We start from the raw sequence: 25,467 nt of genomic DNA on the forward strand, positions 1-25,467 counted from the left end.
CCATCCTTTAAAAATCAAACGTGACGGAGGCGCGAACTTCACGCCCGCTGCCGATAAAGGCGCTGGGTGAACCGTTATCGCCATCGGTGCCTGACGGGAAGATTGATGCCCAGTAGTGTTTATCGAACACGTTGTTAACCACCACGCGGAAGGTGGTCGGCACGTTGCTGATTTTCGTGGTGTAGCGGGTGCCCAGGTCCCAGGTGGTGTAGCTGCTGGCCCATGCGGTGTTGGTATCGTTGGCGGCACGCTTGCCGGTATAGTGAACGTTAGCGCTGTATACCCATTCCGGCATCGACGGTAAGCTGTACTCCGCCAGCACGTTCGCCTGTACTTTCGGTACGCCTACCACCCGTTTATCGCTGGTGGTATCGCTCACCGTATCTTTCAGTTTCGGATCGAGGAGCGTCACGCCGCTGTAGATATTCAGCCCTTGCCAGACATTACCGGAGGCCGTCAATTCCAGACCGTTATTGACCTGGTTCCCCTGTTCCTTATAGACATTGTCGCCGGGATCGACATAGGCAAATGGACGCTCAAGACGGAACAGCGCCGCCCCCAGATTCATCCCGGAGACATCGGCTTTTAGCCCCATCTCATATTGTTTGCTGCGATACGGGTCGAGGGTTTGCCCGGCATTTTTCACGTCGCTATTGGTTGGCGCCGTCCCGCCCTGTTCCAGCGACTCCGCATAGCTGACGTAGGCCATCACATTCGGGGTGATTTTATACATCAACGCCGCATTCGGGCTTAAACCGTTCTCATCAATCTGGCCGGTTTTATGACCACTTTTATTGTAGTTCTGCGACTGAATCCAGCTCTGGCTCAAGTAGAACATCGCCGACCATTTCGGCGTGAAAGTCACGGTATCCCCAAGGGTAATGCTCTGTTGCGTGTTGACACTGGATTTATAACGATCCCCACCGGTTATGATTTTGCCATCGCCCTTTTCGTACATCTCAGAGGGGTGGTACATATTGGTGGTGTCCCAGCTATAAGACGGCCCCGTCCCTTTCGCACTGTACAGCGACCAGACATAACCGGTGGTCGAGAGCGCAATATCATGCCCGACAGAACCGGTATCAACATGACCGTTAAGCGTGGCGGTATTGCTCAGTACGCGAAAACGTCCTGCGGCAGTAGAGTCTTTCAGCGAACGGCTGATATCGCCCTGGTTATTGATAATTTTGCTGGATACGTTACGCATCGCACGATCCGCCTGCTGCCAGCCAACGCCTGCCGTTACGGACCAGTCATCATTGAGATAATGAATAAGACGCGTGCTCACCGTGTCGGTTGTCAGATCGTTCCCGGCCGTGCTGAGCGCCAGATTTTTATCTTTGGGATCGGGGGCGGAAGGTAATTTAATGTTCGGGCCATAGCTGAAGCTTCCCGGATAGCCTTTTTGAATAAACTCATAGTGGCTGGCATCCAGCTGCAATTGCGTGCCTGGCTGAATATTCCAGTCCAGCGCCACGGAAAGCAACTTACGGCGCAGCGTACTGTCATCCAGATTCCCTTCACCTTCCTGATTCAGCACATTCACGCGATAGCCAAAACGGTTGTCATCATCAATGTGTCCGCCCAAATCAACATGCCCGGTGAAGGCGCTCCGGCTTTGATAACCCAGAGTGACTTTGCGCAGCGTCTCTTCCGTTGGGCGTTTGGCGACAAAATTAAACTGCCCGGCCGGACTTGCCGGGCCGTACAGCGCGCCGGTCAGGCTGTTGAGCACATCCAGGCGTTCCAGCATCTCAACGGGGAAAGCGGTGGTTGAGACGATGTTCAACCCATCCAGGCGGCTGTTGGCAACCACACTGCCCTGCATCCCCCGGCTCTGCGGTCTGCCGACATCCATGCCGCCGCGCGCCTGCATTTGTGTGCTGGGCGAGTATTTCAGCAGTTCGCTCACGCTTTGCGCCTGCTGGTTCTCAATCATCTCTTTGGTGACGGTTGTGGTCGAATACGGTGTATCAACCCAGGCTTTATTGCCCAGCGGCCCGACATCGATATCATTGGTTTTGAATCCAGCGCCGGAAGCGGCATGCGTGGTATCGGCAGAAGGCTGGCTGGTGACGATAATTTCATCTTCAGAGGTGTTTGCCGCATGTGCGCTGTGCGGCGCCAGGGAAATGAGAAGAGGCAACAGCGTTGCCAGTTGAGTGGGCTTATTCATTTGTATTATCAATCGTTATGTAAAAATTTATATTACGACCGATATAAGTGTAAAAAGTTGATCACGATCACATCAAAACTTTTAAACAAAGAACTAACTCTTTTGGATTACAAACAGTTAGTAGAAAAAAACCGGCCTGATTTGCCGGTTTTTCAATTGCGCAACGTGCGTTGGCAGGAGGAATTATCCGCGACGGGCTTTCACCGCATTCGACAACTGACGCAGCAGCGCATCCGTATCTTCCCAGCCGATGCAGGCGTCGGTAACGCTCTTACCGTAGGTCAGCGGTTCGCCGCTTTCCAGGCTCTGATTACCTTCCACCAGATGGCTTTCCACCATCACGCCAATGATCGCGTTTTCGCCACGCGCAATCTGCTGGCAAACATCCGCACAAACGTCCATCTGCTTTTTAAACTGTTTGGAGGAGTTCGCATGGCTGAAATCGATCATAACCTGCGGCGCAAGCCCCGCTTTAGCAAGACCTTCTTTTACTTCTGCCACATGTTGCGCGCTGTAGTTTGGCTCTTTGCCTCCACGCAGAATAATGTGGCAGTCGCCGTTGCCGCTGGTATTCACAATGGCGGAGTGCCCCCACTTAGTGACGGAGAGGAAGCAGTGAGGCGCACCGGCGGCATTGATAGCGTCAATCGCTACTTTGATGGTGCCGTCGGTGCCATTTTTAAAGCCGACCGGGCAGGAAAGACCGGAGGCCAGCTCGCGGTGTACCTGAGACTCCGTGGTACGTGCGCCAATCGCGCCCCAGCTCATCAGATCCGCCAGGTATTGCGGGGTGATCATATCAAGGAACTCACCCGCAGCGGGTAATCCGCTGTCGTTAATGTCGAGCAATAACTTGCGGGCAATACGCAGGCCATCGTTAATCTGGAAGCTGTTATCCATATGCGGATCGTTGATCAGCCCTTTCCAGCCCACCGTGGTGCGCGGTTTTTCAAAATAGACGCGCATGACAATTTCAAGCTCGCCTTTTAGCTCTTCACGCAGCGTCATTAAACGAGCGGCATACTCTTTGGCGGCAACCGGATCATGAATTGAGCACGGCCCAATCACCACCAGCAGGCGATCGTCATTCCCTTTCAGGATTTTATGAATCGCTTTGCGGGCATGGGCAACGGTGTTTGCTGCATTCTCTGTAGCGGGAAATTTTTCAAGGAGTGCGACTGGCGGTAATAACTCGTTGATCTCTTTAATACGTAAATCGTCGTTCTGATAATTCATGATTATTCCAGTGTTGCCATACTTATCTAATTAAATGCAATCCCTTCAATCTATCTCTTTGGCTAAAAAGTGTAAACTGACTTTTACACTTCGAACGGACTAATCCTGGAATTAGGAAAAAAAACGCCAGAAAGTAGCGAAAAACGAGATCTAGCCTACAATTTTTAACTGTAAACACTCTTTTTGTGAGTTTTTTCAAGATTCTCTGCTGGGCTAAATCGCCAGTGCGGGATCTTTAACCCCTCTCTGAGATTTTACTGGCACATGCACTGTTGGAAGAGTTATCCGACATATCGACCATAACAGGAGCATCTTATGAAAATGACAAAACTGGCCACACTTTTTCTTACTGCCATACTCAGCCTTGCCAGTGGCGCAGCGTTGGCCGCTGACGCGAATACGCAGTCCAACAACGGACAGGCAAACTCTTCGGCGGATGCCGGACAGGTCGCCCCTGACGCCCGCGAAAACATCGCGCCAAACAATGTGGACAACAGCCAGATTAATTCCGGCGGCACCATGCTTCACCCGGATGGCTCATCAATGAACCACGACGACATGACCTCCGATGAAGTGCATAAAAACACCATGTGTAAGGACGGCCGCTGCCCGGACGTGAATAAGAAAGTGGAGACCGGCGACGGCATCAACAACGACGTTGATACTAAAACCGATGGCACCACGCAGTAAGCCTGAAAAAAGGCCAGGTAACGGGAGGGCTGATGCTCTCCTTTTTATTTTGTCAGCCCAAAACTTGTATGATGTCATACAGTAATAATGAAAATAACAAAGGGATGACACGATGGCACATTCACACTCTCATACTGCTTCGCATCTGCCGGAAGATAAGAACGCGCGTCGGTTGCTGTTCGCATTTTGTGTCACCACCGGATTTATGCTGGTTGAAGTGGTGGGCGGCATTCTTTCAGGATCGCTGGCGCTGCTGGCCGACGCCGGGCATATGCTTACCGATGCCGCAGCCCTGTTGTTCGCTCTGATGGCCGTACAGTTTTCCCGGCGTCCTCCAACCATTCGTCACACTTTCGGCTGGCTGAGACTGACAACGCTGGCCGCGTTTGTTAACGCCATCGCATTAGTGGTGATTACTCTTTTAATCGTCTGGGAAGCCATTCAGCGCTTCTATACGCCACGACCTGTCGCAGGCGGCATGATGATGACTATCGCAGTGGCGGGCTTGCTCGCCAACGTGTTCGCGTTCTGGCTCCTGCACCGGGGGAATGAAGAAAAAAACCTCAATGTGCGTGCCGCCGCGCTGCATGTGATGGGGGATTTACTGGGATCGGTCGGCGCCATTTTTGCCGCACTGATTATCATCTGGACAGGCTGGACGCCAGCGGACCCGATTCTCTCGATCCTGGTTTCCATACTGGTGTTACGCAGCGCCTGGCGTCTGTTAAAAGACAGCGTGAATGAATTACTGGAAGGCGCGCCGGTTTCGCTGGATATCGCGGCGTTGCGTCGCCATCTCAGCCGGGATATTCCCGAAGTACGCAATGTGCATCACGTCCATGTCTGGATGATAGGAGAAAAACCCGTGATGACGCTGCATGTGCAGGTGATCCCGCCGCACGATCATGACGCGTTGCTGGCGCGCATCCAGCATTTCCTGATTCACCATTACCAGATTGAGCACGCCACCATTCAGATGGAATATCAGCCGTGCAACGGGCCGGACTGCCACCTGAATCAGGGGCTATCCGGCCATTCGCATCATCACCACTAACTGGAAAGCGCGTGTGAGCCTCGTTCGCGCGCGCTGTTGATCCACATCCGGCTGCCATTCAGGGCGATGAAGGTCAGGATCAGATACTCCAGCGACATCGCATAGACGCCTTGCAGTGCGAAGATCACCACGCTTATCACGTTGATAATCACCCACAGCAGCCAGTTTTCGACATACTTGCGCGTCATCAGGATCATCGCCACAATCGACAGCACCATCATGCAGGAGTCCCAGAACGGGAAGGCATCAGGCTGCAATTCCGGTACGGCGACCGACAATCCCAGCGCCTGCATCAGGTTGACGGCGACGCGAGTCAGGAAAGCAAATACCGGATCGATATACGCGGTCATCAGACCTATCGCCACCACGCATACCGCCAGCCAGGCCAGCGCTTTTGGCAGCGGCAGCCAGCGAATTTTCAATTCAATCTCATGCTGGCTTGTTTTGCGGGACCAGGCATACCAGCCGTAAATATTGGCGGCAAAGAAAAATACCTGAAGCAACAGGCTGGCGTAGAGTTGGATCTGAAAAAAGATGATCGCGAATAGCGTCACGTTAATCAGACCGAAAAAATAGTTGCTGATCTTTTCCAGGCTGGCAAGCCCGATACACAGCAAACCCGCAACGGTGCCAACAGCTTCAATCCATGACAGGTCGTAACCGCCAGCGCCAATTGGAATATGAACCAGAATGTTCTGTGTGCTAAAAAAATCCATCTTTCCCCCAGAGCGTTTTACGTTTTACGCTCGTAGTGTAGCCGCAAATTCCAGCATACGGTTGAGCGGCAGCAACGCCCCTTCTCGCAACGCCTGGTCAACGTGAATCTCATGGGCCTGCCCGCCCTGCTCTAACCCCTCAGCAATTGCCTTAAGGCCGTTCATCGCCATCCACGGACAATGCGCGCAGCTACGGCAGGTCGCCCCTTCTCCGGCTGTCGGCGCTTCAAGCAACTCTTTATCAGGCACCGCCTGCTGCATTTTATAGAAAATGCCCCGGTCGGTCGCCACAATAAGCTGCTTATGCGGCAGCGTGCGGGCGGCATTAATCAGCTGGCTGGTAGACCCGACGGCATCCGCCATATCGACAATCGATTGTGGCGACTCAGGATGCACCAGCACGGCGGCATCCGGGTACAAACCTTTCATCCGGGTCAACGCCTGGGTTTTAAATTCATCATGAACGATACAGGCCCCCTGCCAGCAGAGCACATCCGCGCCGGTCTGCTTTTGCACGTAATGTCCCAGGTGGCGATCCGGCGCCCAGATAATTTTCTCGCCCAGACTGTCCAGATGTTCAATCAGTTCAACGGCGATACTGGAGGTAACAACCCAGTCAGCGCGGGCTTTGACGGCAGCAGACGTGTTGGCGTAAACCACTACCGTGCGATCCGGGTGGGTGTCGCAAAACGCGCTAAATTCGTCAATCGGACAACCCAGATCCAGCGAGCATTCCGCCTGTAGAGTCGGCATCAGGATGGTTTTTTCCGGGCTGAGAATTTTGGCCGTCTCGCCCATAAAACGGACGCCAGCGACCAGCAACGTGGAGGCAGGATGTTTCGCGCCAAATCGCGCCATCTCCAGCGAGTCGGAAATGCATCCTCCGGTTTCTTCAGCCAGTTGCTGGATTTCGGGATCGGTGTAATAGTGCGCCACCATGACGGCATCGTGCGCTTTCAGCAGACGTTTGATTTTCTCGCGGTAGAATTGCTTTTCATCCACGCTTAGCGGGGTCGGTTTCGGCGGAAACGGATAGATTGCGGCTTCCGGGTCAAACATTACGCTCATCATGCTTTCTCGTTTTACTGGCTTAACGAAATAACCGATATAAAGCGTAACCCACGCCACAATCGGTTAAATTTGTTTTATATGCTAAACAAGATAGCCGATTGGCTGGCAAAAGTCACAACAATTGCGCTTGATAATGCCGGATGGCGGCGCAAGCGCCTTATCCGGCCTACGGGTCGCCGACTGACGTCTTATCCGACCTGGACGAGTGTATCGCTGTAGGCCTGATAAGCGCAGCGCCATCAGGCACAAATTCTGCGCATAGCAAAAAGGCGCCTTTAGGGCGCCTTTTTACATTGGTGGGTCGTGCAGGATGACTCGGCTTCGCCTCGCCCTTCGGGCCGTTGCTGACGCAACGTTATCCTTCACGTTTAACATCTGAGTGCAATGTTAAAATTGGTGGGTCGTGCAGGATTCGAACCTGCGACCAATTGATTAAAAGTCAACTGCTCTACCAACTGAGCTAACGACCCCTTGCGGGATTTTACTGCTTAATCATTCAGGATGGTGGGTCGTGCAGGATGACTCGGCTTCGCCTCGCCCTTCGGGCCGTTGCTGACGCAACGTTATCCTTCACGTTCTCTACCAGTAACCACCTTTAAAACTGGTGGGTCGTGCAGGATTCGAACCTGCGACCAATTGATTAAAAGTCAACTGCTCTACCAACTGAGCTAACGACCCATACGGGTGTTACCTGAAAGATTTTACTCGGCACCAATTTAAAATTGGTGGGTCGTGCAGGATTCGAACCTGCGACCAATTGATTAAAAGTCAACTGCTCTACCAACTGAGCTAACGACCCGAGTGGTGGGTGATGACGGGATCGAACCGCCGACCCCCTCCTTGTAAGGGAGGTGCTCTCCCAGCTGAGCTAATCACCCGATACTACGCTGGTAAGATGTTTCCATCTTTAAAGTGGTGGGTCGTGCAGGATTCGAACCTGCGACCAATTGATTAAAAGTCAACTGCTCTACCAACTGAGCTAACGACCCACTTTTGCGCTGCTTTCGGTTTGTTTGATATCCCCTGGCAACGGCGGCATATATTACTGATTTCAGATTTCAGCGCAACAAAAATTTCGATGTAGATCACTCAACTGCTTAGGAATCGCACGACGAGACCAGAAATAACGCGATTTCTGGTCGCGTGGTGTGCATTACATCGCGTTAAGACGTTTTTGCGCTTGTTTTGCGCCATCAGTGCCAGGGTATTTACTGATAACCTGCTGATAAACCGCTTTGGCTTTTGCCGCGTCGCCTTTGTCCTGCATGATGACGCCGACTTTGTACATCGCGTCAGCCGCTTTTGGTGACTTCGGGTAGTTTTTGACTACCGAGGCAAAATAAAATGCGGCATCATCTTTTTTACCCTTGTTGTAATTCAACTGGCCAAGCCAGTAATTGGCATTCGGCTGATAAGTTGAGTCCGGGTATTTTTTGATGAAGTTCTGAAACGCCACAATCGCATCATCCTGGCGGGACTTATCCTGCACCAGAGCAATTGCCGCATTGTAATCGGTATTGGCGTCGCCGCTTTGTACCGGCGCACCTGACGTCGCCGCGCCCGCGCCAGGCGCAGGTGTTGCGGTTGCCGCCCCGCTTTGCTCGCCGCCCGCCGACGGCGTCGCTGCGCTACCGCTGCTCAGACTGTCCATCTGTAGCAGGATCTGCTTCTGCCGTTCAACAACCTGATTCAGCTGATACTGGCTTTCCTGGATTTGACCACGCAGGGAATCAATATCGGACTGATTATCAGAGAGTTGTTGCTGGAGTTGGGTTAAAAGCTGGCTGTGAGCATTCGAAATACGCTCGAGTTGAGTGACGCGGTCTTCGACCGAGCCTGAGCCGACACTACTGATTGGCGCCTGAGCAAAAGCGGCCCAGGGGGCCGCTATGCCAACCAGTAACGACAGACTCAACAGGTGATGTCTGAAGTTACTGCTCATGCAATTCTCTTAGTAAACCAGTACGGCGCGACGGTTTTTAGCGTAAGCCGCTTCGTCGTGACCCAGTACTGCGGGTTTTTCTTTACCGTAAGAAACGATGGAGATCTGGTCAGCAGAAACGCCTTTACCCTGCAAGTACATCTTAACAGCGTTAGCACGGCGTTCGCCCAGGGAGATGTTGTACTCAGGAGTACCACGTTCGTCCGCATGACCTTCTACGGTGACTTTGTAAGACGGGTTGCTACGCAGGAAGTTAGCGTGCGCATCCAGCATTGCCGCGAAGTCAGAACGGATATCGTACTTGTCCAGATCGAAGTAAACGATGTTGTTCTGCTGCAATTGCTGCATCTGCAAACGCGCTTGCTCTTCAGAAGACATGTTGCCGCTGCCGTTCGCATCCATACCAGTGCCTGCACCCAGCATGCCTTCGCTGCCGTCATTGCTGGCGTTCTTGTTGGAAGAACATGCAGCAATTGCCATAACAGGCAGAGCGATCATCAGCCCTTTCAGCACTTTGTTCAGTTGCATTTCAATGATTCCTTTACTAATCAATTAATTATTATCACAGATACGGCGACCAGGCAGGGGATTTAACCTGACCATCGGTTGCCGGAAGACGCGCCTTGAAACGCCCATCTGTAGAAACCAAATTCAGCACGGATCCCATCCCCTGAGAAGAGCTGTAGATTACCATAGTGCCGTTAGGTGCCAGACTTGGCGTTTCATCCAGGAACGTTGACGACAGAACCTGTACGCCACCCGCTACCAGATCTTGTTTGGCAATGTGCTGCTGACCATTCGCCGAGCTTACCATTACCATAAATTTACCGTCGCTGCTCACATCCGCATCCTGGTTTTGCGAACCTTCCCAGGTGATACGCTGCGGAGCACCGCCGTTCACGTTAACTTTATACACCTGCGGACGACCGGCCTGGTCAGAGGTAAAGGCCAGGTTCTGGCTGTCCGGGAACCATGTTGGTTCGGTGTTGTTGCTGCGACCATCCGTCACCTGACGAATCTGACCAGAACCAATGTCCATCACATACAGGTTCAGGCTACCGGTTTTAGACAACGCAAACGCCAGTTTGCTGCCATCCGGCGAGAACGCTGGCGCGCCGTTGTGACGCGGGAACGACGCAACCTGACGCACAGCCCCGTTAGCCAGCGTCTGGATAACCAGCGCGGAACGACCGCTTTCGAAGGTCACGTAGGCCAGTTTAGAGCCGTCAGGAGACCACGCCGGAGACATCAGCGGCTGCGGAGAACGGTGAACCACGAACTGGTTGTAGCCATCGTAGTCAGACACACGCAGTTCATACGGGAACTGGCCGCCGTTAGTCTGCACTACGTAAGCGATACGGGTGCGGAATGCGCCCTTGATGCCGGTCAGCTTCTCAAACACTTCATCACTTGCAGTATGGCCAGCATAACGCAGCCACTGCTTGTTCACTTTGTAAGAGTTCTGCGCCAGTACAGTACCCGGTGCGCCGCCGGTGTCAACCAGCTGATAAGCAACATTGTAGGAACCGTCAGGATTCGGAGTTACCTGGCCGACAACAACCGCATCAATACCCAGCGCAGACCATGCCGCCGGCTGAACTTCTTGCGCCGTACCCGGCTGCTGCGGCAGACGAGAACGATCCAACGGATTGAATTTACCGCTGTTGCGCAGGTCAGCGCCAACGATGCCGCCAATATCTTCAGGCGCAGCTCCCGGCCCTGCCCACTGGAATGGCACAACGCCAATCGGGCGCGCCGAGTCCACCCCCTGGGTGATCTCGATACGTACTTCTGCGTGCAGCACCGCTGCCCACAGCATTAAGAAACCAAATGCTACTCGTAATGCCTGCTTCATCATATCTCCCTTATCCGGGCGGAAAGCCCACGATAATTTAGCAGAATGTTAACAAACTCAAATACACAAAACTACCAGAACCCAGCGACTCTCGTTGCGTTTCTTTCCCCGCCGTGACGGGGAAAGTTTAGCTTACGGTTTAAAGTCCAGAGGTGCGTTTTTAAACACTTCGTATACCGCCTGGCTTGGTGGTTTTGGAATCTTCGCCTGTCGGGCCGCAGCAAGCGCTGCCTGACAAAGCGCGGGATCGCCACCTTCAGACTGAATATCCAGCAACAGGCCGTCTGGCGCCAGTTTTATACGCAGCGTACAGGTCTTACCTGCATAGGACGATGCGTCGTAAAACTTACTTTCAATGGCCGATTTAATCTGCCCGGCATAATTGCTGATATCCGCGCCTGATGCGCCATTGTTTTTAGTATTACCACTCCCCGCAGGAGAAGCATTGCTTCCTGCCGCTCCGCCGCCGGTTTTCGGCGCATTCTTACCGGAGCTTAAATCGCCCAACAGGTCATCGACGCCAGATGCGGCAGCGGCTTTTTCGGCTGCGGCTTTCTTCGCAGCAGCCGCTTTATCTGCCGCAGCTTTCTTATCGGCAGCAGCCTTCTCAGCAGCTTTTTTTGCTGCTGCCGCTTTCTCAGCGGCGGCTTTGTCGGCGGCAGCTTTCTTCTCTGCGGCCGCTTTTTCAGCAGCAGCCTTTTCTGCTGCGGCTTTCTTCGCGGCCTCTGCCTGAGCCTGCTTAGCCGCCTCGGCTTCCGCTTTTTTCTTCGCGTCGGCGGCGGCTTTTGCCGCTTCAGCTTCGGCTTTCTTCTTCGCATCAGCAGCCGCTTTTACCGCTTCGGCTTCCGCTTTCTTCTGCGCTTCCGCCGCTGCTTTAGCCTGCGCGTCCGCTTTCGCTTTCGCATCCGCTGCGGCTTTCGCCGCCGCTTCTTCAGCCTGTTTCTGCTGCTCCTGTGCTTTCTTCGCGGCCGCTTCCGCTTGTTTCTGCTGTTCCGCCTGCTCGCGCGCCTGTTCCTGCGCGGCTAAACGTTCTTTCTCAAGTTGCTTCAGTCGTTCCTGTTCAGCCGCCTGCTTCTCGCGAAGCTCTTCAGCTTGCTGCTGCGCCTGTTTTTCACGCTGTTCCGCCGCACGCTTCGCGCTCGCCTGTTGCTGCTGCTGACGATCGTACTGCTGAACAACTGCGCCGGGATCGACCATGACGGCGTCGATGGAAGAACCACCGCCGCCCCCGGCTGAAGCCTCTATATGCTCATCGAACGAACTCCAGATCAGCACTGCAAATAAGATGACATGCAGTACCGCTGAAATAATTATCGCCCGTTTGAGCTTGTCGTTTTGTTCGGTTGCCTTTGACACTCTCGGTTCCCAAAAACTGTGCGCCTGTTACTTGCTATCTTTACGTCCCGGAGACGCAGAAGATCAGATAGGCTGCGTCATCAAGCCAACCGATTTCACGCCCGCACTGTGTAACAAGTTCAGCGCTTTAATTATTTCATCGTAAGGCACGTCTTTCGCGCCACCGATTAAGAAGACCGTTTTCGGATTGGACTCCAGGCGACTTTTCGCTTCGGCAATAACCTGCTCTGGCGGCAACTGATCCATCCTGTCTTTCTCAACCACCACGCTGTATTGCCCAATACCGGAAACTTCAATAATGACCGGCGGATCGTCATTGGTGCTGACGGCCTGCGACTCGGTCGCGTCCGGCAGATCGACTTCCACACTCTGGGTAATGATCGGCGCCGTCGCCATGAAAATCAGCAGCAGCACCAACAGTACGTCGAGCAACGGTACAATGTTGATTTCGGACTTGAGATCGCGACGACCTCGTCCACGCGTTCTGGCCATGGCTTACCCCTTGTTGCTCTCGCTACTGGTAAACGCCTGACGGTGCAGAATGGCGGTGAACTCTTCCATAAAGTTGTCGTAATTCAGTTCCAGCTTGTTCACGCGCTGATTCAGACGGTTGTAGGCCATAACCGCTGGAATCGCCGCAAACAGACCGATAGCCGTTGCAATCAGCGCTTCCGCGATACCCGGCGCCACCATTTGCAGCGTCGCCTGTTTCACCGCACCGAGGGCGATAAACGCGTGCATAATCCCCCATACCGTACCAAACAGACCAATATACGGACTGATGGAACCCACGGTGCCGAGGAAAGGAATGTGCGTCTCTAATGTTTCCAGCTCACGGTTCATAGAGATACGCATCGCACGAGACGCCCCCTCAACAACCGCTTCCGGCGCATGGTTGTTTGCACGATGCAGACGCACAAACTCTTTGAACCCGCTATAGAAGATTTGTTCCGAACCCGCGAGGCTATCACGACGCCCCTGGCTCTCCTGATACAGGCGAGACAGTTCGATTCCAGACCAGAATTTATCTTCGAACGCTTCCGCTTCGCGCGCCGCAGCGTTAAGAATACGAGTCCGCTGGATGATGATAGCCCAGGATGCGATTGAAAAACCAATCAAAATCAACATGATAAGTTTAACCAGAAGGCTTGCCTTCAGGAACAAATCAAGGATATTCATGTCAGTCACTGCTTAAACTCCGCGACAATAGACTTGGGAAGCGCACGAGGCTTCATTTTGAGTGGATCAACGCAAACAATCAGAACTTCCGCTTCGTTGAGCACGTTGTTCTCTGCGTTGACAATGCGTTGCGTGAAAACCAAAGAGGTGCCACGCATTGACGTAATTTCAGTTTGGACTTCGAGCATATCGTCGAGTCGCGCAGGCGCATAATATTCCAGCGTCATTTTACGCACCACGAAGGCAACCCGTTCAGCCAACAGCACCTGCTGACTGAAGTGATGATGACGCAGCATCTCTGTGCGTGCTCTTTCATAAAAAGCGACGTAACTGGCGTGGTAAACCACACCACCGGCGTCGGTATCCTCATAATAGACACGAACCGGCCATCGAAATATATTCACTGTACATCCCGGTAATGCAAAAAAAGTTAACGCTTTTAAACGTTGCTACTATACGCGCGCGAATGAGGCTTGGGAATGGGGGGAAGTTAAGGGAGAGTAAAAATTTATGGGCTTATGAAAACCCATAAATTTTTAAGGATACTTCTTATTCAAAAGAAGAAGAAAATCAGACCAACAATAAGCACGATATCGGCGAGCAGCGGGCAAAAGATCCCTTGCCAGTGAACGGCGCGAGGACGAAATCCTACGCCATGAATCACACCCGTACAAACGGCCCACATCAGCAGAAAACCATGCCAGATTTCCAGCTCGCTTGTTTTCGCCGCGAAACGCGTCGGGTCCCAGAAGATGCAGCCTGCCAACACTAACGCCAGCATAAAGGAAAGCGCCCGTAATGGGCGCTTATCCATTACCGCATACAACGTTGCGATAATACTGGTCATTAGCTGTCTTCTTGTCCGGCTTTACCTGATTCTACGTGCTCAAGCGCCAGCGCAGTGATTATCCCAAATGCACAGGCAAGAAGCGTTCCCAGAATCCATGCGAAATACCACATTTTTAGCTCCTTACTTAGTACAGAGAGTGGGTGTTGCTTTCAATATGTTCTTTAGTGATGCGGCCGAACATTTTCCAGTAACACCAGCTGGTGTAGATCAGAATGATCGGTACAAACACCAACGCAACCCAGGTCATCAGGTTCAGCGTTCTCTGGCTGGAGGTCGCATCCCACATGGTCAGGCTCGCATTCATCATGGTGCTGGAAGGCATCACAAACGGGAACATTGCGATACCGGCAGTCAGGATGATGCAGGCCAGGGTCAGAGAAGAGAACAGGAATGCCCATGCTCCTTTCTCCATACGGGAGGTCAGGATAGTCAGCAGCGGCAGAACCACGCCCAGCGCCGGAACCAGCCACAGGATCGGCGTACTGTTGAAGTTCACCATCCACGCACCGGCTTCACGCGCGACCTCTTTGGTCAGCGGGTTAGATGCGGCGTGATGATCCATCGCGGAAGTCACGACATAACCATCAATACCGTAAACCACCCATACGCCCGCCAGCGCGAAGCACACCAGCGTAACCAGCGCGGCTACCTGTGCCGTCGTGCGGGAACGCAGGTGCAGCTCACCCACGGTACGCATTTGCAGATAGGTTGCGCCCTGGGTAATGATCATCCCTACGCTGACGATACCTGCCAGCAGGCCAAACGGGTTCAGCAGCTGGAAGAAGTTACCGGTGTAGTACAGACGCAGATACTCGTCGATATGGAACGGTACGCCCTGCAACAGGTTGCCGAACGCCACGCCGATAACCAGCGGCGGCACAAAGCTCCCCACGAAGATGCCCCAGTCCCACATGTTGCGCCAGCGGGTGTCTTCAATCTTGGAACGGTAGTCAAAACCAACCGGACGGAAGAACAAGGACGCCAGCACGAGGATCATCGCCACATAGAAACCGGAAAACGCCGCAGCGTAAACCATCGGCCAGGCGGCGAACAGCGCGCCACCGGCGGTGATCAGCCACACCTGGTTACCGTCCCAGTGCGGGGCGATGGAGTTGATCATAATTCGACGCTCGGTGTCGTTACGACCGAGGAAACGGGTGAGCATGCCCACCCCCATGTCGAAGCCATCGGTAACCGCAAAACCGATCAGCAGAATGCCAACCAGCAGCCACCAGATAAAACGCAATACTTCATAATCGATCATTTGACGACTCCTGTCTTAGCGTGCCGGCTGAGAGGCCACATTGGGCTGCTCAAAGTGATAGCGACCGGTTTTCAGGCTGCTTGGGCCACGGCGTGCAAACTTGAACATTAAGTACAGCTCCGCCACCAGGAACAGGGTATACAAGCCGCAAATCAGGATCATGGAGAACAGCAGGTCACCAACCGTCAGTGACGAGTTCGCCACGGCGGTTGGCAGCACCTCACCGATCGCCCACGGCTGACGACCATATTCGGCAACGAACCAGCCTGCTTCTACAGCAATCCACGGCAGCGGGATGCCGTACAGCGCCGCGCGCAGCAGCCATTTTTTCTCACCGATGCGGTTACGAATGACGCTCCAGAAGGAGAGCGCGATGATCGCCAGCAGCAGGAAGCCGCACGCAACCATGATACGGAACGCAAAGTACAGCGGCGCAACGCGTGGGATGGAGTCTTTGGTCGCCATCTCAATTTGCGCTTCGGTCGCGTCAGTGACGTTCGGCGTATAGCGTTTAAGCAGCAGACCGTAGCCCAGATCTTTCTTCACGTTATTGAACTGGTCGCGAACGGCCTGGTCGGTAGAACCGGCACGCAGTTCTTCCAGCAGCGCGTAGGCTTTCATCCCGCTACGGATACGTTCTTCATGCTGCACCATCAGGTCTTTCAGACCGATGACCGGCGTATCGACGGAGCGAGTCGCGATAATACCCAGCGCGTAAGGGATCTGGATAGCCAGTTTGTTTTCCTGCGTCTCCTGATCCGGGATACCGAACAGGGTGAAGGAAGCAGGCGCTGGCTGGGTTTCCCATTCCGCTTCAATCGCGGCGAGTTTGGTTTTCTGCACGTCGCCCATTTCGTAGCCGGATTCGTCACCCAGCACGATAACAGACAGCACAGCAGCCATACCGAAGCTGGCGGCGATAGCAAAGGAGCGTTTAGCGAACGCGATGTCGCGGCCTTTCAGCAGGTAGTAAGCACTGATACCGAGGATGAACATTGCACCGGTCACATAGCCAGACGCCACAGTGTGAACGAATTTCACCTGCGCAACCGGGTTAAGCACCAGTTCGGAGAAGCTCACCATCTCCATACGCATGGTTTCGAAGTTGAAATCCGATGCGATAGGGTTCTGCATCCAGCCGTTCGCCACAAGTATCCACAGCGCAGACAGGTTGGAACCCAGCGCCACCAGCCAGGTAACACACATATGCTGGACTTTGCCCAGACGGTCCCAGCCAAAGAAGAACAGACCTACAAAGGTGGATTCGAGGAAGAAGGCCATCAAACCTTCGATTGCCAGCGGCGCACCGAAGATATCCCCTACATAGTGGGAATAGTAAGACCAGTTAGTCCCGAACTGGAACTCCATGGTCAGACCGGTAGCCACACCCAGAGCGAAGTTGATACCAAACAACTTGCCCCAGAACTTGGTCATATCTTTATAAATCTGTTTGCCGGAAAGGACGTATACCGTTTCCATAATGGCCAGCAGGAACGCCATACCGAGCGTCAGCGGCACAAACAGGAAGTGGTACATCGCGGTCAAGGCAAACTGTAAGCGCGACAGTTCGACTATATCTAACATCATGACTCCTTGCTCATCGCATGAAGACTCCGAGAGTGAACCCCGTTAGAAAGGGTCACACGCATGCCCCAATAAAATTTATTTGCTCCCCTTCACCGTTGCCGTTTCATCATCAGAGGAAACAGCAATGATAAAAAGTTACAAACATGTTAATAAAAAACCTAAATTGATCCCGCAAATATATTACGCCGTAAAATCCCTACAATAAACAGGTTTTTATTGAGTCAAATTTGCATTTTTCGACATTGATCAATTTATAGCTAATTTACCGGTTTCAGGCCAATTTGATCGGCGACAATTTATCGTGTTTTGACATCTTTTTCCAAGCATTAAACATTGATTTAAATCAAAAACACCAAAATTCGTTAATGGTGTATACAATGCGTAAACACAGTGAAAACAATGTTGCGCATATGTATCTCTGAGGGTGTTGGCGGTTATCTAATAGAAAGGTATATATAAAAAAACAGCATTTCATTTAACGTTATCATCGACGACATTCTTTTGCCGTCTGCAACTATTTAGCGTAGACGCTTCAGCGTAATTTTCCACAGGGTCAATTCGCCATGAAAATAATCACAAATATTTTACTTTTAAGCCCATTGAAATTAACACCGGATTGTTATTATTACGTTAACAATAAAGCCACGCTAAGCGTGGCTTTAATCTGTTTGTCTGAGATTCAGGCAAGCGTGTAGCTAAACGTTCGGGACTGCCCCGGCAGAAAGAGGCCAGCCCCACTTGCCCCCTCTCCTTTCGCAGGGCACGCCTGTTCATCCATCATGGTCTCTGTACATGCGCTAACGGCTCTACTAAAGGCAACGGTGGCATCACATGAGGTTGTTTCGGACGGATTGTACAGGCGCAGGATGACATCATCGCGATCCTCTGCTTTTTTCAGCGCGCTTAACAGGCAGCCCACCGGCGACATCGTTAACAGGCTGTAATGTTCCGGTACGCAAACATCGGCCTTGTTGAGTTTCATCGCATCCCAGGGAATTTTGTTATAGCACTGAACAGGCGTCAGCCACGCCTTCGCCTGTTGCGCGACACCGGCGCTAAAAGGCGTTCCGCTATAGCTGAACAGGCTAAACCGACTGCGCAGCATTCCGCGCATTTGTGAATCCGGCACCGCCATTTTGATGCCGGAAGGCCGCCCTGGTCGCAGCAGTAGATCCTCTTTCCCCAGCAGCCCCACCCCACGCAGGAGCGTTAAGGCGAACGTTTTCTTCCCTTCGCCAATAACTTCAAATTCACGTAATCCCTCCGTGAAGAGCGCAAGGCCATTTCTCTCTTCCTGAAGCGCCGCATAGTTCAGCATATTCCAGACCGGCACCGGCGCCTCTTTCCACCCCTCTTCCTGCCAGTTTTCCATCGCGCTGTCCTGTACCGGGCGCGTCACTGCGCCAAACTGGGTGTCCGCCAGCACAACATCCGTCGTGAACGGCGTGGGGATTAACACCCGCACGCGGTGATCGTCAGCCTGATTATCCAGCGCCACCTCAACATCAATGCGTCTGCTGTTATGGCTCAGGGTGACGGCGATCTCCACGCCTAACGTTCCGTTGCGCTGCCGCGCGCTGCGTTCGGCAAGATTCGCCGGAACCGCCAGGACATAGCGAATGACAACCCTGCTCTGCCATGCGTCATGAATCACTTCATATTCCGGTTTTGCCGTCGTCGAAGTAAGCAGCCACTCTTCTCTGGCGGGGGAGTAATCGTACTCATCGCCATCGTCTGACCCCTCTTCCAGCGCCAGTATGCGCTGATAACGCACGCCGCTGTCTTTATCGCGCAGGTTCAGCGTACCGTCATCATTCGCCGTAATCTGCCAGAACGCGTTCTCCAGCAGCGATTCTGATGAAACCGTCGGGCTCACCACATTGCCCGCAGCGTTCGGTTCGATATAAAGCGTGCGATAGCCCATTGAAGGGATAATCTGCTGGATCTGGATATCAAATTCCATAAACGGCTCGTAGTTACCGTAATGCACAATCTGGCGGTCAATTAAACCGGGATCGATCTCCCGGGCATGGCGAATGCAATAAGGAATGGCATTGCCCCGATCATCCCGCAGAGAGAACTGGCTGGCGCGCAGGCGTACCGTGGTGTTAATTACCTCTTCACGCGGCCACGGCATCAGGTTAAACAGCACCAGTTTGTCGGCATCGCTCTGCGGCATGTTGTCGGCGATTTTGCGCTGATAAAAACAGATCAGGTTGTCGGCCATATCCTCAGCCAGCTCGAAACGGGAGGCAATTTCGCGGTGTACTTTGTCACTGCAACAGCAGCCGATGCTGTCGTGGGCGTGATTCTTCAGAATCTCTTTCCACATTTTCTCCAGCAGGCCGTGGTGATACTCAAACCCCAGCGTCCAGGCCAGCGTCGCCAGTGGCTCAAGAATGTTGACGATTTTGTTCTCAATGCGCGCATGGGCGATTTTGATGTCCATCCGCGTCGAACCAATGGTGCGATGAACGCGCATATATTTGCCATCAATAAACTCGCCTTTCAGCGTGGCAAGCTGCTCGCGGCGGGCTTCTATGTGTTCAAACACCTCTTCAAAGCGGCTCATCACAAACTTACGCTGCGGGTAGATTTCGCGCAGTTTATCCATCACCGCAAAGATATTTTGCTGCAACGGCATCTGATCGTGGCCATTCGGCAGCAAAATTTCTTTGGTCAGCGACGCGCGCTCCAGCACATCGAAGTAGCTGTCGAGACGTTTACGCAGCCCGGCCTCGTCCTCCGGTAAGTACTTACCAATCGCGTAGCCCAGCGGCAGCACCTGCGCCGTCACTTCACTGCCATCCGCGCTTTGCCATAAAAATTCGGTTTTATCGGTGCCGTGGCGTTCCGAACAACCACGCCAGAACATGGCGCGGGTAATACCGAAACCGTTATAGATATGCGGAAGCTGCCCCGACATGCCGAACGAATCCGGCAGATAGCCAATTTTCATCGGTTCGCCAAACGCCAGGCAGTCGCGCATACCGTACATCAGATTACGCACGATCGACTCCCCGGATACCAGCGTGGTATCCGTTTGGGTATACCACGGGCCGATAATCAGTTTTCCGGCCTGCACCAGTTTTCTTACCCGCGCTTTATTTTCCGCTTTGACGGCGAAATAGTCCTCCAGCACCGCCGTCTGCCCGTCAAGGACATAGTATTTATACTCTGCATCCTGCTCCAGGCGGGTCAGGATCTCCTCCATATTGTTGACCAGCAAAATACGTGACGCTTCCGTGGTGAAATACCATTCACGATCCCAGTGCATGTGCGGCGTAATGTGAACGCGAGATACTGCTTTCATCTTCGTTTCCTGTTAGTTCGTTTATGGCAACACATTGTTAGTCAGATACTTGCCCTGCTTTACCGCATGACGACGCCAGAACAGCAGGATAGTGGTCGATATCGCTGTCCCCACTAACGCTGCGCCAAACCAGCCTGCGGCGGCGGCGAAACCGCCGTATCCGGCGTCATGCAAAAGAAAGAGTGAGAAAATGCCTGCGCCCGGCGTCGAAAGACCAATGTTCATCGCGCCGACAATCGCGCCCGTCACCATTGACCCCAGAACAAAAGAACCGATAACCCGCAGCGGATCTTCAATCGCCATCGGGATTGCCCCTTCCGTAATGCCCGCCAGCCCCAGTAGCCAGGTCGACTTTCCTGTTTCGATCTCAAACTCTTTGAACAGCCTCGGCGCCAGCATCGTTGATGCCGTTACGGTGAAGGCGGACACCATTTTGACCGAGGCGAAAATGGCATACGGGCCGTAGACACCGTTCGCCATCGCCCCAAGGCAGAACGCGTAAGACGCTTTATTGACCGGCCCGCCCAAATCGAAAGAACACATAAAGCCGAGAATCGCGCCAAGCAGCAGCGCATTGGCGCCGCTCAGCCCATTAAGCCAGGCGGTCAGCGCGTTGTTGATCCACGCAACGGGCTCGCCCACCACAAACAGCATCAGGCTGCCCGCGCCTAAGGTGCCGATGACCGGATACAGATAGAAGGTCAGGAAGCCGTTGAATTTGCTGCTCAGGCGAAGATGGTTTTTCACCCAGCGCATCAGATATCCGGCGATCAAGCCCCCCGCGATCGCGCCGAGAAAGCCGGAGCCAATCATATTGGCGGCAAGGCCGGCGGCGAATCCGGGAGCCAGCGCGGGTTTATCCGCCAGCGAATAGGCGGTATAGGCGGCGAGCACCGGCACCATCAGGATGCCGAGCATCCCACCGCCCAGCTTGCGGTACATCCACAGCCAGGAGTTCTCCTGATCGAAGAGATGCTGCAAGCCGAGCATTTGCGCCAGCAGCACCGACACGGCCAGTACGGTTCCCCCGGCGACAATCAGCGGCACGGCGAACGAGATGCCGCTCAACAGCGCCTGTTTTAACTCCGTTTTCAGACGCTTAGGCGCTGCCGTTTCCTGGTAAACCGCGCGATCGCCCTGCGCGGGTTCCAGCGCCAGCGCTTGTTGGATCAATGCTTCGGCGTGGCGGATAGGTTCGGCGACGGGCACCGACAGCGCAGGAATGCCCGCAAAGCGCTCACTCTCTTTTATCGCCACCTCTGCGGCGAAAATGCAGGCTTTTGCCGCGTTCAGCTGCTGTGCGGTAAGACGGCCTTCAATTCCGTTAGCGCCCTGCTTTTCCACATACACGTTCACGCCCAGTTTGCGTCCCGCTTTTTCCAGATACTCCGCCGCCATATAGGTGTGCGCAATCCCCGCCGGGCACGCCGTTACGCAGACGATGGTCGGCGCATCCTGTAAGGGCTGAAAAGCGCTTTCCTGATATTGGTCATCCAGCGCCGACAGTAGCTCATCCGCCGTGGTCGCAGCCAGAATCCTCGCGCGGGTGTCATCATCCGCCAGTCGCGTGGTGAGTGCGGTCAGCAACTGCATATGGGTGCTTCCCGCTTCGCCTGGCGGAATGGCGAGCAGAAAAATCAGCGTCACCGCTTCCGGCCCGTCAACTCCTTCCCACACCATGGGTTCGCGCAGGGTGGCCACGGCAAATGCCGCTTCTTTAACCGCCGACGTTTTACCATGCGGCACCGCCAGCCCTTCTCCCAACGCCGTTGGCCCCTGGCTTTCACGCAAAAAGACTTCTTCAAGGTAAGCATCGGAATCTGAAATTTTCCCCAGTTGCACAAGCCGCTGGGTTAACGCGTGAATAGCCTCTTCACGACTGCCAAACCGGGCGTTCAGGCATAACGCATCGCGGTGGGTTAACGTCGTCAGGTTCATCATAGTCCTCACACTGTCATTGTATGTTTCAGAAATTGTGCCAGATGAAACAATACATTTATGTGATCATTTTCACTTACGCAAAATAATTTGTATTTAATTTGTATTATTTACAAGAGCTATTGATCGGGCATAATCAACGAAGTCGTATTAATTCATTCATACAAAAGTAAAAAGATGAGCCAAAAACCGTTATACCGACAGATTGCTGACCGAATCCGCGAGCAGATTGAACGTGGCGAACTGAAAGCAGGCGACGCGTTACCCACCGAGCAGACATTGCAGCATGCGTTTGGCGTGAGCCGGGTCACGGTACGTCAGGCGCTCAAGCAACTGACCGAACAGCAGATCATCGAAAGCATTCAGGGCAGCGGGACCTATGTGAAAGAAGAGCGGGTCAATTACGATATCTACCAGCTAACCAGCTTTTACGAAAAACTCGCCGATCGCCATGTTGACACCCACAGTGACGTTTTGGTTTTTGAAGTGATCCTGGCGGACGACTTTCTGCGCAACCAGTTACAACTGGCGGAGAACAACCGGGTCTGGCACGTAAAACGCGTGCGTTACATTAAGCAAAAACCCGTCGCCCTCGAAGAGACGTGGATGCCGCTGGCGCTCTTTCCCGACCTGACCTGGCAGGTGATGGAAAATTCCAAGTATCACTTTATTGAAGAGGTGAAGCAGATGGTCATTGATCGCAGCGAGCAGGAGCTGATCCCGATCATGCCAACCGAAGAAATGAGCCGCACGCTGGCGATCAGCGCAAACAAACCGATCCTGGAGAAAGTCTCCCGCGGATTTTTGAAAGACGGTCAGATATTTGAATATAGCCGTAATGCGTTTAATACCGATGATTATAAATTTACGTTGATCGCGCGCAGAAAACAGCGCTGATCATGTTTTCTGTTCACGGTATTGTGACAATATGCTACCGGGCTCACAAATAATCCGCCCGGTAAGAAAGAACAAATTATTATCATATTTATCCTTTCATTAACAATGAACCGTGTTCCTATAGAAACATCCATTTCTGTTCCGTTATTTAACTCACAGTTTTGCCTTTGTATTATATTTATCTCTCAATAACCGTTTGCAAAAATAAATAAGACCGCGATCACAAACACAGCATATTATTTATTAACCCCCTGTTCCAATTAAATTAACCAGAGCTGGGCAATCAATAATAACTCATTGATAACAAACACCCTTCCAATGATTAATTAAGAACATTAGTTTTAAGAAAGATATTTTGAAAATAGATCAATTGCATCCCTTCCCGCCTGCACAGACACTCCATGACTATTAAAAGGTTGCAGAAACCTGAGTGCGCAATATTAAACGAAGACTCTTACCTTTTGTTCATCAGCTCTACAGAGGATTACTCATGAAAAAATCAACACTTGTTATTGGCGTCATTGGTGCTGACTGCCATGCAGTAGGCAATAAAGTTTTGGATCGCGTTTTTACTGCCCATGATTTTCGCGTAATCAATCTGGGGGTCATGGTAAGCCAGGATGAATATATTGATGCCGCAATCGAAACCGGCGCCGATGCGATTGTCGTGTCATCCATTTACGGCCACGGCGATATCGACTGCCTCGGTTTACGTGAACGCTGCATCGAACGCGGTATTGGTGACATTCTGCTCTATGTCGGCGGCAATCTGGTGGTGGGTAAACATGACTTTGCCGACGTGGAAGCGAAGTTTAAAGAGATGGGCTTTAACCGCGTCTTTGCGCCAAGTCATGATCTGGAAGATGTGTGCCGGTTAATGGCCGGAGACATTAACCCGCGCCATGGTGTTGAACAGCGCTGCCTTGAAGAGGCCATCTGATGCAAATCGTCTCTGTCGATATCGGCTCGACATGGACCAAAGCCGCCCTCTTCGCCAGGGAGGGGGATGCGTTAACCCTGGTGAACCATGTCCTGACGCCAACCACCACATACCATCTGGCAGACGGTTTTTTTGCCAGTCTGAATCAGGTGCTGAATGTCGCCGATGCCCGTCCGTTGCTGAAAAGCGGCGAAGTGCAGTTGAAATACTCCTCATCGGCAAAAGGCGGGCTCGCCGTCGCCGCTATGGGGCTGGTGCCGTCTATCACGCTGGAATCCGCAAAAGTTACTGCCCACTCAGCGGGGGCGAAGATCGCGCAATATTACGCGTATAAGCTCAACCGCCATGACATCCAGGCGTTAGAAAACTCGCCGCCGGACATCCTGCTGTTTACCGGCGGTACGGATGGCGGCGAAGAAAGCTACGGCCTGGCGAATGCACGCGCGCTGGCGAACTCAAATCTGGATTGCGCGATTATTTATGCCGGAAACCGTGACATTCAGGATGAGGTACAGGCCATTCTGGGGCATAAAGATCTGACCACGGTAGACAACATTCTGCCCGACCTCGATCACCCGAATCCGTATGCCGCCCGCCAGGCCATTTGCGATCTGTTCCTGTCCCGCATCGTGAAAGGCAAAGGGCTGGACGTGATTGTTGGCGAAACCGGCGAAGAGCCGATGCCAACACCGTGGACCGTCTACGAGCTGGTTAAAGCCATCAGCGACATCGACAGCGCATGGAAAGAGTTCATGCTGATCGATATGGGCGGCGCCACCACCGACGTGTACTCCGCCTGTGCCAATATGCTCTCTCCCGATACCGTGCTGCATGGCGTGCCGGAACCGTTCGTCAAACGCACCGTTGAAGGCGATCTCGGGATGCGCGTCTCTGCCCTTGTGGTCGGAGAAAGCACCCAGGAGATGGTAAACGTCGTGTTTGCCCAACAGCCTGAGCGTCAGGAGGCGTTTTACGGCTATCTGCGCCACCTGGTGTCCCACCCCGATTACCTCCCCCGCAGCGACGAAGAGAAATTCTTCGACGCCCTGCTGGCAGGGCTGTGCGTGGGTTATGCCAGCGAACGTCACGCGGGCACCAAAAAGCAGGTCTGCACCTGCGTGGGCAACGTCGACTTACAGATGGGGCGCGACCTCACCACCGTTCGCAAAGTTGTCGGTTCCGGCGGATGGCTCTCCCGCGCCAGTCAGTTCGACATCCATCGCTGGTTGAAATACCGCGAGCTGGACGATGACGGCAGACGCATTCTCTTACCCGGGCAGTTTGACTATTACCGCGATTCAAAAGGCTTGCTTCCTCTGCTGGCGAACGTCGCCAGGCTGTACCCGCAGCTCGCCGCTCGCACCAGTATTCAATGTTTAACCCTATAAAACCTAAGGCAGCTA

General features: G+C 53.2%; 22 protein-coding genes and 5 tRNA genes. 5 read left to right on the top strand and 22 right to left on the bottom strand.

Features of this window, described 5'->3' with window-relative positions; genetic code table 11:
- Positions 1–7 precede the first annotated feature (7 nt).
- The gene (locus tag OGX93_RS05755) at positions 8–2,176 is read right to left on the bottom strand and encodes a TonB-dependent receptor (RefSeq protein WP_198448348.1); all 2,169 of its coding nucleotides are present in this window, start codon (positions 2,174–2,176) and stop codon (positions 8–10) included.
- 183 nt (positions 2,177–2,359) lie between these two features.
- Complete coding sequence (gene aroG, locus OGX93_RS05760; protein ID WP_012133235.1) at positions 2,360–3,412, bottom strand: 3-deoxy-7-phosphoheptulonate synthase AroG; 1,053 nt, start codon at positions 3,410–3,412, stop codon at positions 2,360–2,362.
- A 315-nt stretch (positions 3,413–3,727) separates the two neighbouring features.
- Here aroG and OGX93_RS05765 point away from each other — a divergent pair, with 315 nt between their 5' ends.
- Together OGX93_RS05765 and zitB are read left to right on the top strand one after the other, a co-directional pair.
- On the top strand, positions 3,728–4,102 hold the full coding sequence (locus tag OGX93_RS05765) for a YbgS-like family protein (protein ID WP_058668795.1): 375 nt from the start codon (positions 3,728–3,730) through the stop codon (positions 4,100–4,102).
- A 112-nt stretch (positions 4,103–4,214) separates the two neighbouring features.
- Positions 4,215–5,156, top strand: a complete 942-nt coding sequence (zitB, locus tag OGX93_RS05770; RefSeq protein ID WP_286449711.1) for a CDF family zinc transporter ZitB — start codon at positions 4,215–4,217, stop codon at positions 5,154–5,156.
- Here the strand turns inward: zitB and pnuC are convergent.
- From pnuC to mngA, 20 genes are all read right to left on the bottom strand, one after another.
- Positions 5,153–5,872 carry a nicotinamide riboside transporter PnuC gene (pnuC, locus tag OGX93_RS05775; protein ID WP_047458055.1) on the bottom strand — a complete coding sequence of 240 codons (720 nt, stop codon included), beginning with the start codon at positions 5,870–5,872 and terminating at the stop codon, positions 5,153–5,155. The two genes, zitB and pnuC, sit on opposite strands and share 4 nt — an antisense overlap.
- 24 nt (positions 5,873–5,896) lie before the next feature.
- Positions 5,897–6,940: a quinolinate synthase NadA gene (nadA, locus tag OGX93_RS05780; RefSeq protein ID WP_286449722.1), complete on the bottom strand. Its 1,044-nt coding sequence runs from the start codon at positions 6,938–6,940 to the stop codon at positions 5,897–5,899.
- Positions 6,941–7,337: 397 nt separating this feature from the next.
- Positions 7,338–7,413: transfer RNA gene (locus OGX93_RS05785), tRNA-Lys, on the bottom strand.
- Between the two features lie 132 nt (positions 7,414–7,545).
- Positions 7,546–7,621 (bottom strand) — tRNA-Lys (locus tag OGX93_RS05790).
- Between the two features lie 45 nt (positions 7,622–7,666).
- Positions 7,667–7,742: transfer RNA gene (locus tag OGX93_RS05795), tRNA-Lys, on the bottom strand.
- A gap of 3 nt (positions 7,743–7,745) precedes the next feature.
- Positions 7,746–7,821: transfer RNA gene (locus OGX93_RS05800), tRNA-Val, on the bottom strand.
- 35 nt (positions 7,822–7,856) lie between these two features.
- Positions 7,857–7,932: transfer RNA gene (locus tag OGX93_RS05805), tRNA-Lys, on the bottom strand.
- 164 nt (positions 7,933–8,096) lie between these two features.
- Positions 8,097–8,885 carry a cell division protein CpoB gene (cpoB, locus tag OGX93_RS05810; RefSeq protein WP_012133241.1) on the bottom strand — a complete coding sequence of 263 codons (789 nt, stop codon included), beginning with the start codon at positions 8,883–8,885 and terminating at the stop codon, positions 8,097–8,099.
- A 9-nt stretch (positions 8,886–8,894) separates the two neighbouring features.
- On the bottom strand, positions 8,895–9,413 hold the full coding sequence (gene pal, locus OGX93_RS05815) for a peptidoglycan-associated lipoprotein Pal (protein WP_003022983.1): 519 nt from the start codon (positions 9,411–9,413) through the stop codon (positions 8,895–8,897).
- Between the two features lie 34 nt (positions 9,414–9,447).
- Positions 9,448–10,740, bottom strand: coding sequence for a Tol-Pal system beta propeller repeat protein TolB (gene tolB / locus OGX93_RS05820; RefSeq protein WP_115609480.1), 1,293 nt, complete (start codon positions 10,738–10,740; stop codon positions 9,448–9,450).
- A gap of 132 nt (positions 10,741–10,872) precedes the next feature.
- Entirely contained in the window at positions 10,873–12,096 is a 1,224-nt protein-coding gene (tolA, locus tag OGX93_RS05825) for a cell envelope integrity protein TolA (protein WP_286449710.1), read from the bottom strand.
- Positions 12,097–12,159: 63 nt separating this feature from the next.
- Positions 12,160–12,588: a colicin uptake protein TolR gene (gene tolR, locus OGX93_RS05830; protein WP_012133245.1), complete on the bottom strand. Its 429-nt coding sequence runs from the start codon at positions 12,586–12,588 to the stop codon at positions 12,160–12,162.
- Between the two features lie 3 nt (positions 12,589–12,591).
- The gene (tolQ, locus tag OGX93_RS05835; RefSeq protein ID WP_024130524.1) at positions 12,592–13,284 is read right to left on the bottom strand and encodes a Tol-Pal system protein TolQ; all 693 of its coding nucleotides are present in this window, start codon (positions 13,282–13,284) and stop codon (positions 12,592–12,594) included.
- Complete coding sequence (ybgC, locus tag OGX93_RS05840; protein WP_012133247.1) at positions 13,281–13,679, bottom strand: tol-pal system-associated acyl-CoA thioesterase; 399 nt, start codon at positions 13,677–13,679, stop codon at positions 13,281–13,283. The genes tolQ and ybgC overlap by 4 nt, the downstream gene beginning before the upstream one ends.
- Before the next feature lie 149 nt (positions 13,680–13,828).
- A complete protein-coding gene (gene ybgE, locus OGX93_RS05845) occupies positions 13,829–14,122 on the bottom strand; it encodes a cyd operon protein YbgE (RefSeq protein ID WP_012133248.1) in 294 nt (97 codons plus the stop codon).
- On the bottom strand, positions 14,122–14,235 hold the full coding sequence (gene cydX, locus OGX93_RS05850) for a cytochrome bd-I oxidase subunit CydX (RefSeq protein WP_003022970.1): 114 nt from the start codon (positions 14,233–14,235) through the stop codon (positions 14,122–14,124). Before cydX ends, ybgE begins: the two co-directional genes overlap by 1 nt.
- 14 nt (positions 14,236–14,249) lie before the next feature.
- Entirely contained in the window at positions 14,250–15,389 is a 1,140-nt protein-coding gene (gene cydB, locus OGX93_RS05855) for a cytochrome d ubiquinol oxidase subunit II (protein ID WP_012133250.1), read from the bottom strand.
- A 15-nt stretch (positions 15,390–15,404) separates the two neighbouring features.
- Complete coding sequence (gene cydA / locus OGX93_RS05860) at positions 15,405–16,973, bottom strand: cytochrome ubiquinol oxidase subunit I (protein ID WP_024130525.1); 1,569 nt, start codon at positions 16,971–16,973, stop codon at positions 15,405–15,407.
- Between the two features lie 682 nt (positions 16,974–17,655).
- On the bottom strand, positions 17,656–20,289 hold the full coding sequence (gene mngB, locus OGX93_RS05865) for a mannosylglycerate hydrolase (protein WP_286449709.1): 2,634 nt from the start codon (positions 20,287–20,289) through the stop codon (positions 17,656–17,658).
- A gap of 21 nt (positions 20,290–20,310) precedes the next feature.
- Positions 20,311–22,227, bottom strand: coding sequence for a PTS 2-O-a-mannosyl-D-glycerate transporter subunit IIABC (gene mngA, locus OGX93_RS05870; protein WP_286449721.1), 1,917 nt, complete (start codon positions 22,225–22,227; stop codon positions 20,311–20,313).
- 177 nt (positions 22,228–22,404) lie between these two features.
- Here mngA and OGX93_RS05875 point away from each other — a divergent pair, with 177 nt between their 5' ends.
- The 3 genes from OGX93_RS05875 to glmL all read left to right on the top strand — a co-directional run bounded on the left by OGX93_RS05875 (position 22,405) and on the right by glmL (position 25,452).
- The gene (locus tag OGX93_RS05875; protein ID WP_286449708.1) at positions 22,405–23,124 is read left to right on the top strand and encodes a GntR family transcriptional regulator; all 720 of its coding nucleotides are present in this window, start codon (positions 22,405–22,407) and stop codon (positions 23,122–23,124) included.
- 490 nt (positions 23,125–23,614) lie between these two features.
- Positions 23,615–24,064 carry a methylaspartate mutase subunit S gene (gene glmS, locus OGX93_RS05880; RefSeq protein WP_012133257.1) on the top strand — a complete coding sequence of 150 codons (450 nt, stop codon included), beginning with the start codon at positions 23,615–23,617 and terminating at the stop codon, positions 24,062–24,064.
- Positions 24,064–25,452: a methylaspartate mutase accessory protein GlmL gene (gene glmL / locus OGX93_RS05885; RefSeq protein WP_012133258.1), complete on the top strand. Its 1,389-nt coding sequence runs from the start codon at positions 24,064–24,066 to the stop codon at positions 25,450–25,452. Before glmS ends, glmL begins: the two co-directional genes overlap by 1 nt.
- The last annotated feature ends 15 nt before the right edge of the window (positions 25,453–25,467 follow it).

The sequence above is a fragment of the Citrobacter sp. CK195 genome (assembly GCF_030333365.1).
Classification (GTDB): domain Bacteria; phylum Pseudomonadota; class Gammaproteobacteria; order Enterobacterales; family Enterobacteriaceae; genus Citrobacter_B; species Citrobacter_B koseri.